The 12,417-nt window shown below is 32.9% G+C and carries 8 protein-coding genes; 6 read left to right on the top strand and 2 right to left on the bottom strand.

Features of this window, described 5'->3' with window-relative positions; translation table 11 throughout:
• Window positions 1-109: 109 nt before the first annotated feature.
• Together CUEA01_RS23300 and CUEA01_RS23305 are read right to left on the bottom strand one after the other, a co-directional pair.
• Window positions 110-2,005: a sialate O-acetylesterase gene (locus CUEA01_RS23300; RefSeq protein ID WP_234124691.1), complete on the bottom strand. Its 1,896-nt coding sequence runs from the start codon at window positions 2,003-2,005 to the stop codon at window positions 110-112.
• 530 nt (window positions 2,006-2,535) lie between these two features.
• Window positions 2,536-5,016: an MBL fold metallo-hydrolase gene (locus tag CUEA01_RS23305; protein ID WP_234124693.1), complete on the bottom strand. Its 2,481-nt coding sequence runs from the start codon at window positions 5,014-5,016 to the stop codon at window positions 2,536-2,538.
• Window positions 5,017-5,894: 878 nt separating this feature from the next.
• Between CUEA01_RS23305 and CUEA01_RS23310 the strand changes: the two genes are divergently transcribed.
• From CUEA01_RS23310 to CUEA01_RS23335, 6 genes are all read left to right on the top strand, one after another.
• The gene (locus tag CUEA01_RS23310; RefSeq protein WP_234124694.1) at window positions 5,895-6,689 is read left to right on the top strand and encodes an ABC transporter ATP-binding protein; all 795 of its coding nucleotides are present in this window, start codon (window positions 5,895-5,897) and stop codon (window positions 6,687-6,689) included.
• Window positions 6,686-7,489, top strand: coding sequence for an ABC transporter permease (locus CUEA01_RS23315; protein WP_234124696.1), 804 nt, complete (start codon window positions 6,686-6,688; stop codon window positions 7,487-7,489). The genes CUEA01_RS23310 and CUEA01_RS23315 overlap by 4 nt, the downstream gene beginning before the upstream one ends.
• Before the next feature lie 3 nt (window positions 7,490-7,492).
• The gene (locus CUEA01_RS23320; protein ID WP_234124697.1) at window positions 7,493-8,269 is read left to right on the top strand and encodes an ABC transporter permease; all 777 of its coding nucleotides are present in this window, start codon (window positions 7,493-7,495) and stop codon (window positions 8,267-8,269) included.
• A 204-nt stretch (window positions 8,270-8,473) separates the two neighbouring features.
• Entirely contained in the window at window positions 8,474-10,756 is a 2,283-nt protein-coding gene (gene helD, locus CUEA01_RS23325; RefSeq protein ID WP_234124698.1) for an RNA polymerase recycling motor HelD, read from the top strand.
• Entirely contained in the window at window positions 10,753-11,277 is a 525-nt protein-coding gene (locus CUEA01_RS23330; RefSeq protein ID WP_234124699.1) for a DUF6886 family protein, read from the top strand. Before helD ends, CUEA01_RS23330 begins: the two co-directional genes overlap by 4 nt.
• Window positions 11,264-12,166: a metallophosphoesterase family protein gene (locus tag CUEA01_RS23335; protein WP_234124700.1), complete on the top strand. Its 903-nt coding sequence runs from the start codon at window positions 11,264-11,266 to the stop codon at window positions 12,164-12,166. The genes CUEA01_RS23330 and CUEA01_RS23335 overlap by 14 nt, the downstream gene beginning before the upstream one ends.
• The last annotated feature ends 251 nt before the right edge of the window (window positions 12,167-12,417 follow it).

Below are 12,417 nucleotides of genomic sequence, written 5' to 3' on the forward strand. Positions count from 1 at the left end.
TATGCCGCACATAAGGTTTTATGAGTGGTTCGTAAAAAATAATGCCTATATTTTTCACATGCTCCTATAGAATATCTTTTTTTTCACAGCCCCCTGCACAGATTTACATTTATAATTGCTTATCTGTTCTAAATGGTGATGCTGGTAAACCTTCTCTATTATATAAATTAGCACCCTCTGGGTTATCTGCCCATGCATATCTAACAGCAGTAGGCTTAGCAATAGCTTCATTCCAAACTACAACTTCATTATCCTTTATTTCAGCTTTCGCCCACACAAACTTTTTATCTACACCACAAATTGAAAATTGGCTTAAATCCGCATTTCCATGCGTACATAAACCGCTACCAACATCAGTAAAGGATATTACTATTTTATTTTCTTCAACTCTCATAGCCTTATAAATCGGTCCTGAATAAACTAAGTCTTCTTCTCCATATGCTACTTTTCTAGCTGCCAGTGCAAGACGTTCACCCACATCTTTTTTATTCAAGGGATGAAGATCATTCCATTCTCCTACATCAATAGCCACTGCCATTGCCGTATTTTTAGTAACCTTAAATGTTTCAAGTTGAGCCTCTCTAAGTTCCGCCCAATTACTTTCACCTGGTTCTTTCTTAGCTTTCATGAAATTAGGAAGCTGGACATATAAAAATGGGAAATCTCCTTGCTTCCATTTCTCTCTCCAATTTAATATCAAACGAACAAACATATCCTTATATTCCTTAGGCATGTCCGTATTGGATTCACCTTGATACCAAATAACACCTTTAATTTGATAATTCGTTACAGGGGCTAAAATTCCATTGTACAAGCATAATGGAACTGATGGGAAAAATGTTACTGAAGGCAATGGATTCTCTACAGAAACACCTATGTGGTATCTCCATTTTCCCCTTAAATCGATTTTTTTGTCTCCAACAGTTATTTCACAAGGCTTACCTTCTGTAAATTCACCATTACCATTATTACTGATAACCCTAATTACAATAGTATTTTTTCCATCTTGAAGCAGGTTCTTAGGAATATTATATCTTCTTGGTGGATATTGATAAGCTGTTGTTCCTACCAATTTACCATTTATATAAACAGCATCACTATCTGTAATAGTCCCAAGCAAAATCATTGCAGGTTTACCAAGCATTGCTTTTGGAAGATCAACTTCCTTTCTAAACCACACGGAACCTTTTAAATCCCCTATTTTCTCATTTTTAAAGCAGACTGGTAAATTAATAATATCCCAATCAGAAATATCGCAGCTTGGATCAAACCATGGCTTTTCTGGATTGGCTAGACCCTCATCATTTTCATCTATATTTTTATACCATTGTTCACAGCCTTCCTGATCATCTTTTCTAACTTTATTGAAGTAAGCATCATCCTTAAACTTATCTGCTATATTCATTGATCTTGGAAATTCCTTCAATGCTTCTTCACTTAACCAAGATTCAACGCAGGAACCACCTATGGCTGTTTTAATCAAGCCTATTGGTACTTTATATTGTTCATACAAGGCTTTTGCAAAGAAGTATCCAACACCCGAAAAATCAAGAATACTTTCTGGGTCTACTCCCTTCCATTCACCTGTCTCTACATCTTCTATGGCTTCTTTAAATTCATATCTTTCCGGAACAATAAATTGTCTTATATATGGATTTCTTGCATTGCCAACTTCATCTTCATAAATTACTTTTATACGACTTATAGGCAGCTGCATATTTGATTGTCCTGTACAAGCCCATACATCACCTATTAATATATCCTTTATAACTGCCGTACCGCTTCCTTCTATTTTCATACTGTAAGGTCCACCTGCTTCTAATTCTTCTAAAACAATTTTCCACTTTCCATTAGAAGCAGTTACACAATTATACACCTTATCCATGAAATATACGGTTACCTTTTCATTAGCTACATCATATCCCCAAATTTTAACCTTTACATTTCTCTGCAAAACCATTCCATCACTTATAAGCCTTGGAAGCCTAAATTGATTATTTACCATTTATAATACATCCCCTTTAAATTCAACTAACAAAATCGTTTACATGGACTATGGAACCCATGTAAGCTCCTTCAAAACGAACACCAATTTTTTCTTATTGAATTCCAGACCATCATTGAAAAACTTTTTAAAGTAACTTTTTAAAGTAACTTTATTATATCATAATGTGGTAAATACTCAATGATTTATTTATTGGGTGGAATTAAAAAATACATAGAAAGTTTATATGTATAGTGGAACTAACAAATTACAATTTTTAGAGCAGAGTACAAAGAAGGATGATTTACCTTTCGCTTCTCTCAGGTAAATCTTAAACTTAAATGGTGTCAGCTTCGCTGAGCACCATGTATAGTGCGATTGCGTAAGCAATAAAAAAATAAGTTTTCAGATTTTTCGTAGTGCTAACGGAGAAAAATCCTCCTTCATTGTACTCTGTACTCTATACTTTGTACTTTGGCTTCTCCTCGACAAATTGTAATTTACAAGTATGCCTTATTACTCATACTTTCCATATTTTAAATGATCTTTCCTCAAATATGTAGCCTACATCCAGTAACCTCTTGAAATTCCTCTACTATCTTCCCAAAAGCTCCTTCCTCTCCATCTTCAACTTTCAAAGTAACTTCCATTGTTCCTAAATTAAAGGATGGGTTTTTCTTTAATTTAATTCCTGCTTTTGCACAAAGTCTTACTGCAATATTAAGAATTTCATTTTGGTTTACCGAATTTGATATACCTATATTCCAGCCTATATCTCTTGCCATAAGCTCTAGTTTTCCTATATATTTTCTTCCTATTACAGGTGAAATAAAACTGAGTTCCATATTGCCTTTAGTTTTTATACTCTTCTTATACGGCTTATGCTTTTCAGTTTCAAAACAAGTATCTATATATTTAAATGCATCATTTTGCTCCATTATAGGTGCATCTCCTGCTGACACTGTGCATTTTTCATTTATATTAGCATTTTTATTATTTCCCTGAAAAACTATATCAAAACCTGTGCTACTCTTGAATTTCTCTTCAAGTTTCTTGTTATCCTTTACTTCGTCATCCGTAATTACAACCACTTTATCTTCATTAAACAAAAACGATATTTTTTTAATATTTAAATCTATAAACAATGTCCTTATTAAATTTTCTACTGCATTGCTATTGGTTTCTTTATTAATTTCAACCTTCCAAGCAAATTTATCTTCAAATTCAGCTATTATATTGTTTATTTTTTCATCCACTACTTTAGGGAAATCGAACACAAGAATAATCTTTTTTTCTTCTAATTTAATGCTTATTTTCTTAAAATCATACTCACCAAAATAATCCTTAACTAAATCATTTATTTCGTTTGGCTTTAATTCCTTTGGAGCAAGCTCTTCTTCAACCTCTTCTTCGCTTCTTGCTTTAAACATAAAAAATCTTCTAGCATCATTATCAAAATAAGGTGAACTTAATAGTATATTTTTTATATTTTCAATTTCCTCTGAATTAAATACAGCATTTCCCTTCCATATAATAAGCAATTCCTCTATTGTAAACAATCTTTCATAATAATTTTCTCTTGTAAATTTCCAAAGCTTTTCTATATTTTCTTCGTTAATTTCTTCCTTGCTTCCCACCAAATATTGAAGCTGCCTTTTCAATTGTTTTCTAGGAACTCTTATATTTACACCTATAGTTTCACCAGCTTTAGGAACGTATACCCTTGCTGGTGCTTCTCTAGCTACTTCACCGGCTAGCCCCTCAATAACGCTTTCTTCACCATGTACAAGGAAAATGTTTCTTGGACTTAACTGCTGAATTAATGCCTTTATCTCACTTTTGTCGGCATGAGCTGACAATCCAACCTTTTCTATGGTACATTTTACAGGTACTTTTTTGCTATTTATCTCCATCGTTCTTTCTTCTTTTGGAAGTTCCAATAAATTTAAAAGCTTTCTTCCCGGCGCCTCTTCATCCTGATAACCAGTTATAACAATATATCCATTTTCCATTCCAGCTATTTTTTCTCCATAGGATTGGCTTGGTCCACCTGTCATCATTCCAGAACTCGATATGACAACTACAGTTTCCTTTGAATCAAAAAGCTTTTCTCTCTCTTCTCTATTCTCTACAGGAGAAATATTATCATCATAAAAGGGCTCAATTCCCCTTAATACCTTCTTTCCAAGGCTTCCTTTTAAATAAAGCGGATTGCTTTTATATACCCTATTTATATTCTTTATCATTCCATCAACATAAATTTTAACTTTTGGCAGTTTACCCTTGTTAATAGCACTTTTTATAATTAATAAAACCTCTTGAGCCCTTCCAAGTGCAAAAGCAGGTATGAGCATTTTTCCATTGTTTTGAATACAATCCTTTATTACATCTATTAATCTATCTTCCTCTATTTCTCTGTTACTGTGAAGCTTATCTCCGTAGGTTGCCTCAAATATTGCTGCATCTGGTCTAAGTTTAGGTATCTTAGCCCCTTCAATAGATCTCTGCTTGAATATGGAAAAATCTCCAGAATAAAAAAGACTTCCTTCCTCTGAGGTTATGTACACGCCACTTGCGCCTGCTATATGTCCTGCTGGATAAAAGCTTAACTTTATACCAGTAATTATTTCAAATTCAACCTGATAATTAATTGTAAAAATTCTATCAAGCATAGCTTCTACATCTTTTTCTGCATATAGTGGTATTTCAGCTTCCCTACTATTCATAATCTTTAAGCTGTCATAAAGCAGTACCTTCATAAGCTCCTTTGTCATGTTATTCATATAAATTCTAGCATTAGGATATTCCTTGCTTATTAGCGGCAGTGCTCCTATGTGATCCATATGTGCATGGCTTATTATAATTGCATCAATTCCTCCGCTTTCTTGTATCATACTAAAATCCGGCAGTATATCCTTTGCCGCACCTTGTCTTATACCACAATCCATAAGCAAATTTTTTTCTAATATTTTTACAAGTATGCAGCTAGCACCAACTTCTCTTGCTCCACCTAAAAATGATATATTCAACATTTTTCACTCCTTAAATATATAAAAAACCCCACCATTACTTGGCAGGGATGTATTTCCATATTTTGTTAATCCGTTTTTGGCATGAAGTCAATAGATTAATTATTTACCGTCATTTTATACTTATATCTTATAGCAAAAATGCAACCTTGTCAACTAAAATTTAGATATTTTAAGAAAAAACTAGGGAATTTATTAAAATTAGTTTGGCAAGCACGGCAAATTAATCTACTAGTAAAACAGAAGCTTTCGTTAAAGGGTATTTAACTATATAATTATTAAGCACGGAAAAAAATGGAGTAGAGAGTAGGGTGTAGAATGAAAATGGGGTTGTTACTATAACATTTAATACGTAACCTAAAATTATTGCGAACCAAATCAAGTGAAGGGTTTTAATTTCGCCCTGCTCATTAAAAGGATAACTTTTTCACTTACGTGAAAAGTGAAGGGTTTAACGATGCTGTGCACGTTAAAGGTTAACTTTTCGGATAAATCCGAAAGCTAAGGTTATTTTTCCTCCGCCTTGCTACGGAAAAATTATAAATTTAAATTAAAGATTTTCCATAGCAAAGCGTAGGAAAATCATCCTTTGCTTTTCACATAAGTGAAAAAGTTCACCTTTTAACAAGCAAAGCAAGTTAAAACCTTTCACTATTAGCTTTTTCGCCTTCTTCTTAGGCGAAAAAATTTAACTATTACTTCGTAATATTTAATATTTGTGTATAAAATGAATTTATCCCCCCTTAACCTTATATACTTAATTACTTATGGAGAGTTTGGGCGTCAGCCCATTAAGTTATAAAATTTTCTGTACCAACAGAAAATTATCATTCACTGTACTCTGTACTCTGTCATCTGTACTCTGAAATTGGGGTGATTATATGATTGAATTAACCAAGATATCAAAATCTTTCAAAGTTTCCAAACGAAATGCTGGACTTAGCAATGCAGTAAAAGCCCTTTTTAAGCGGCAATATGAAATAGTCCCTGCCTTACAGGATGTCTCCTTTACAATTAAGGAAGGTGAAATGGTTGGCTACATTGGTCCTAATGGAGCTGGGAAAAGCACTACCATAAAGATAATGAGCGGAATTTTAAATCCAGATAGCGGCAAGTGTGTTATCAATGGAAGAACTCCTTGGAAGGATAGGATTAATCATGTTAAAAATATAGGAGTTGTCTTTGGGCAGCGCTCACAGCTTTGGTGGGATGTACCCGTCGTAGATTCCTTTGAACTAATAAAGGAAATTTACAAAATACCTGATAACAAATTTAAAAGTAATATGCACATGCTTACAGACATGCTTAATATTGAAGAAATAATTAAAGTTCCAACAAGGCAGTTAAGCTTAGGTCAGCGCATGAGATGTGAGATAGCTGCTTCACTTCTCCATAGCCCCAAAATCTTATTTTTAGACGAGCCAACTATAGGTTTAGATGCTGTATCAAAAATTGCGGTAAGAGATTTTATAAAAAACATAAATAAAGAAAATAAAACCACTGTAATACTCACAACCCACGATACCCAAGACATAGAGGCGCTTACTAAAAGAATTATTTTAATTGGTAAAGGAAAAGTTCTTCTTGATGGCAGCATAGATGAATTGAAAGAAAAATTTAACGAAAGCAACATGGATGAAATAGTTGTAAAGCTTTATAAGGAGTTTAAGATATGAGAGCTTATTTATGTTTTTTTAAGATTCGCTTTATAAACGGTCTGCAGTACAGAACCGCTGCTTATGCTGGAATTGCAACCCAATTTGCTTGGGGTTTTATGTACATCATGATGTATCAAGCTTTTTATAAAAGTAATCCATCAAAGGCTCCAATGAATTTTTCACAACTTGCAAGTTATCTATGGCTTCAACAGGCATTCTTAGCACTATTTATGACATGGTTTTTAGATGAAGATATTTTTACCTTAATCACCAGTGGCAATATTGCCTATGAACTCTCAAGGCCCTTTGACATATATAATACTTGGTTTGTTAAAAGCTGCGCCGTAAGACTTTCAAGAACGCTTTTAAGATGCTTTCCAATATTAATTGTTGCCTTCTTTTTACCAGCACCATATAAGTTTAGTTTACCAAATTCTTTTTCCTCATTTTTATTATTTATAATTACAATGTTTTTAAGCTTTATGGTGGTTGTTTCTTACTGCATGCTAGTTTATATATTTACTTTTTACACGGTATCCCCTATGGGTGTAAGACTTGCTCTTGTGATGACAGCAGATTTTCTTTCTGGAAGCCTTGTCCCACTGCCATTTTTGCCAAACTATCTTACAAAATACATTTATTTATCCCCCTTTGCCGCAATGCAAAATATTCCCCTTAGAGTTTATAGTGGTCAAATCCCTGTAACTGATGCATTCTCTACTATAGCACTTCAGGTATTTTGGCTGTTAATACTTATTTTAATAGGTAAATTTATAATTTCTAAAGCTTTAAAACGTGTAACTGTGCAAGGAGGTTAAAATATGAAGCTATACTTAAAATATTTTTCAATTCAATTAAAGTCGGTAATGCAATATAAAACTTCCTTCTTTCTAACAAGTATTGGTCAATGCCTAACAACCTTTTTCTCTTTCTTAAGTATGTATTTTTTATTTACACGCTTTGGCAGCATTAAAAATTACAGTTTTAATGAAGTTCTTTTATGTTTTAGCACAATTTTCATGTCCTTTGCACTTGCAGAATGTTTTGGAAGAGGTTTTGATGCCTTTCCTTCCATAATATCTGATGGCAGTTTTGACAGGATACTAGTACGTCCTAGAAATGAAGTACTTCAAGTATTAGGCACAAAAATTGAACTCACACGAATAGGCAGACTTATTGAAGCCCTAATAGTATTCATATATTCACTAAAAACCTGCGGAGTTTACTTTTCACCAGACAAAATTTTTACTCTCGCCTTAATGATTATAGGTGGAACCTTTTTATTCTTTGGACTATTCATAATATCTGCTGTAATATGTTTTTTTACCATAGAAAGCCTTGAAATTATTAATATCTTTACCGATGGTGGAAGGGAACTTGCTCAATACCCTTTAGACATATACAAAAACTTTGTACTTAAATTTTTTACTTACATTATTCCACTAGCTTTTGTTAACTACTACCCTCTACTATATATAATAGGCAAAAGCCACAATGTACTCTACATGTTCTCACCCATAATCGCCTGCTTATTCATTATTCCAAGCTTTATATTATGGAAATTTGGCGTAAGACATTATGTGGGAACAGGATCTTAAATGCAGAGTACAGATGACAGAGTACAAAGTACAGTGAAGGATGATTTATCCTCCTTACGTTGGATAAATCTTTGAACTTATATATTCAGCTTCGCTGAAAACATCATGAGGTTTGGGCGGAGCCCATTAAATTTCAAATTTTCTGTACCAACAGAAAATTCTCCTTCTCTGTACTCTGTACTCTGTACTCTGACTAAAACCGAGGTGATAAAATTGATTAAGCATCCAGATTACGACTATGAACTTAAACGTGTTAATTACACTATTAAATATTTAAAAGAATACAATAAAATTATTTCGGAGCAAAAAAAAGCATTAGATTCTCAGATAGACGCTCAACTTAAACATTTTGATCCAGATAATAAGGAACAATTCACGCAGGTTACCTTAAGTACTTCTATTAGAGATAGTTTTCATCAAAAAATGCAAGGTGCTGAAAGAAGTATTTTAAAGCCTTACTTTGCTAGGGTAGATTTTAATGAAGTTAATAGTAATCTTCAAAAAATATATATTGGGAAAATGTCACTTTTAAACGAAGGTACTGGCGAATTTCTTATAGTTGATTGGAGAGCTCCTATATCAAATCTTTACTACGATGGACGTATTGGTGCTGCAAGCTATAATTGCCCTGACGGAAATATTAAGGGTGAAATTAAATTAAAAAGGCAGTATGTAATTGAAGAAGGTACGCTTGAAAATTTCTTTGATGTTGATATCACAACTAATGACGATTTTCTCCAAGCTTGCCTCGGCTCAAGTAAGGATAACAGGCTGAAGGACATTGTTTCAACAATACAATCAGAACAAAACAGAGTTATAAGGGCAAATATGTGGAAACCTCTAATTGTTCAAGGTGCTGCTGGCGGCGGAAAAACTACCATAGCACTGCATAGAATTGCTTATTTAATATATACCTTTGAAAAAAAATTAAAGCCAGAAAATTTTATGATTATAGCACCGAGTAACTTTTTCTTAAGCTATATTTCCGATGTACTTCCTGAACTTGGCGTTGAAAATGTAAGGCAAACCACCTTTGAAGCTTTTGCTCAAAAAGTTATAGGCAAAAAATTAAAGATAATGCCAAGTACAAAAAAACTATCAGATCTAGTTAACTTAAGGGAAAGCCTTGATTGTGAAGGTATAAAAAAAGTATCTAATTTTAAATCTTCTCTTGAATTTAAGACTTCAATAAAAAGCTTTTTAAATCTAATAGAAGATAACTTTATTCCAAAGGAGGATTTTAAAATCCACACCTTTAAGCTATTTTCTGCAAGCGAAATAAGGAAATTATTCTTAGAGGATTATAAGAACTTGCCCTTTATGAAGAGAATTAACGAAATAAAAAAACACCTTACAAACAGCGTGTTAAACAACAAACTAAGAATCTTAGAAGAAGTTGAAGCTTCCTATGACATTAAATTATACGATATTAAAAGGGCCGCACCTGATTCTATTGAAAGACGTCAAATTATAATAAAAACCATAGATGAAAGAGATGCCTTACTCAAAAGTATAAAGAAAAACTCAAAAACACTTGTAAAAAATTATTTATCTAAAATTTCTGTTCTATCCCCACTTGAGTACTACAATAAATTTATAAACGATGAACGCTTATTTAACAAATTTAATAGTAGCTATATAGACTGCAAACTTTCAGAACTTGTACGAAAAACTTCAAAAGATATTTTAGATAAGAACCTTGTTGAATTTGAAGATTTAGCTCCATTAATGTATATCAAATATTTAGTTTATGGTTTAGATGAAAATATAAATGTCCGCCATATAATTATTGATGAAGCCCAAGACTTTAGCCTCTTTCAGTTTTCTGTGCTAAAAGAAATAATAAACAGCCCCTCCTTTACAATCCTTGGAGACCTATGCCAAGGAATCTACAGTTTTAGAGGAGTTAATGATTGGCACAAAACCGCAGAGCTTATCTTTGGAGAAAATGATCCAGATTTATTAAAGCTCGAGCAAAGTTATAGAACCACCATAGAAATAATGGAGGCTGCAAATTCAGTTATAAAGTTTTTAAACAACAAAAGTCTCCCCCTTGCAAAGCCAGTAATCCGCCACGGTGACCCAGTTATTGTACTTGAAAAAAAATCTTTAGCCGAAGTTAAAACTGCAATAGAAAAAAATCTTTGTGAACTAAGCAAAAACAAGCTAAAATCCGCTGCAATCATCTGCAAAACCATGGAGGAATGCACAGAATTAAAACGCTTATTTAAAAACTCAAAATTTACACCTAAAATAGTAAACGAAAAGGAAGATGACTATTCTGGTGGAATTTTAATAATACCTTCTTACTTAGTCAAGGGACTTGAATTTGACATGGTAATTGTAGCAAATGCATCAAAAAAGCAATACACAGCTGATGAACTTGACGTAAAACTTTTATATATTGCAATGACACGTCCACTTCACAAGCTATATATATATTCTGTTGGTGAAAAAGCAGATATGCTGAAGGAGGTTAATAAATGAGATTATTTCATGTAAGTGAAGAAAGTGATATAAATCTATTTATACCACGTATCCCTTATAGAAAAGATATAGACAATTCTAAAGGTCTTGTTTGGGCAATAACAGAGAAATGCTTACCAAACTTTTTAACACCACGTAACTGCCCAAGAGTCACCTACTATTCAACAAATAAATCATCTATCGAAGATAAAGAAAGCCTTTTTTCTTTGTCTTCTTGTCCTCATGTTGTAGCTATAGAATATGAATGGTTCAAGACAATGCAAAATACGACCTTATATTTATACGAATTTAACACCTCAAACTTTCACCTTCAAGACGAAATTGCAGGTTACTACGTCAGTGAAAACACCGAAGTCCCTATAAACAAATTTACAATTACTGATTTATTTGAAGAATTATTCAAAAGAAATGTTGAACTGAGAGTAATAGACAACTTATGTGAACTGAGTGACAGGGTGAAAAAAAGTTCTTTAAATTGGTCTATGTGTAGAATGGGGAATGCTAAAAATGAACAAATTTAAATTTGCAATATTTACAGATTTGCATCATGACCATATTCCAGATGGCCGTACGCGATTAGGAAATTTCATAAACGGTATAAAAAATATAGATATAGACTTTATTATTGAGCTTGGTGATTTCTGTAGTCCCAAAAAGGAAAATCACTTTTTACTCGATATGCTTAATAGTATCCACAAACCCATTTATCATTTAATAGGCAATCATGATTCCGATTTGTTCCCAAAAGAAAAAGTTTTAGATTTCTTTCAAATGAACAGCAGTTATTATTCTTTTAAATATGGTGAAGTCAAATTTATCGTATTAGATACCTGCTTTATTAAAACCCCTGACGGATACGTACCTTATTGCAAAAGAAACTACAATAAAGCAAAAGACATATATCCCATTCTTCCAGACTTTGAATTTGACTGGCTAAAAGCTGAATTAGCTGATAATAGCAAGTATTTTGTTATCTTTTCTCATCAAAGTCTTGAAAATGAATTTGCTAAAAGGGGAGTTTATAACAGAAATGAAATTAGAAAATTGATTGATGAAGTAAACAACAAAGGAAAGAAAGTTCTTTTGTGTATCAACGGACATGACCATGCAGATTCCCTAAAAAAGATAGGCGAAACATATTACTTTGGCTTAAATTCAATGTCCTATATATGGCTTGGACCCGAATTCGAACATTTTAATTACTCTAAGGAAACACATGATAAATACCCATATTTAAAGGATATGGTTTTATATAAAGAAGGCTTGTACACTATTGTGACAATTACCGAAAATGGCAGCATTGAAATACAAGGCATGAAGGGGCACTATCAAAATGTCTCACCAGAAGAACTTGGAGTTGGTCCAACTTGGAATGGACGTGATATATCACCTGTTATATCTGGTTTATGATGCTTTTACGGGGCTGTCCCATAAAAATTATTTTGGACACAAATAATAAATATTGCGAACCTTTTTTCAAAGTACAAAGTACAAAGTACAGAGTACAAAGAAGGATGATTTACCTTTCCTTACGTCAGGTAAATCTTAAACTTAACTGTTGTCAGCTTTGCTGACAACAGTAATGATGCGATTGCGTAAGCAATCAAAAATAAGTTATAAGATTTTCGGTAGCAAAGCGGAAGAAAATCATCCTTCACTGT

Source organism: Clostridium hydrogenum, from assembly GCF_021432385.1.
Taxonomy (GTDB): Bacteria; Bacillota; Clostridia; order Clostridiales; family Clostridiaceae; genus Clostridium_S; species Clostridium_S hydrogenum.

Excerpts from the sequence above, each read along its gene's own strand:
- CUEA01_RS23300 (WP_234124691.1), bottom strand. The coding sequence starts at position 2,005 with ATGGTAAATAATCAATTTAGGCTTCCAAGGCTTATAAGTGATGGAATG.
- CUEA01_RS23305 (WP_234124693.1), bottom strand. The coding sequence starts at position 5,016 with ATGTTGAATATATCATTTTTAGGTGGAGCAAGAGAAGTTGGTGCTAGC.
- CUEA01_RS23310 (WP_234124694.1), top strand. The coding sequence starts at position 5,895 with ATGATTGAATTAACCAAGATATCAAAATCTTTCAAAGTTTCCAAACGA.
- CUEA01_RS23315 (WP_234124696.1), top strand. The coding sequence starts at position 6,686 with ATGAGAGCTTATTTATGTTTTTTTAAGATTCGCTTTATAAACGGTCTG.
- CUEA01_RS23320 (WP_234124697.1), top strand. The coding sequence starts at position 7,493 with ATGAAGCTATACTTAAAATATTTTTCAATTCAATTAAAGTCGGTAATG.
- CUEA01_RS23330 (WP_234124699.1), top strand. The coding sequence starts at position 10,753 with ATGAGATTATTTCATGTAAGTGAAGAAAGTGATATAAATCTATTTATA.
- CUEA01_RS23335 (WP_234124700.1), top strand. The coding sequence starts at position 11,264 with ATGAACAAATTTAAATTTGCAATATTTACAGATTTGCATCATGACCAT.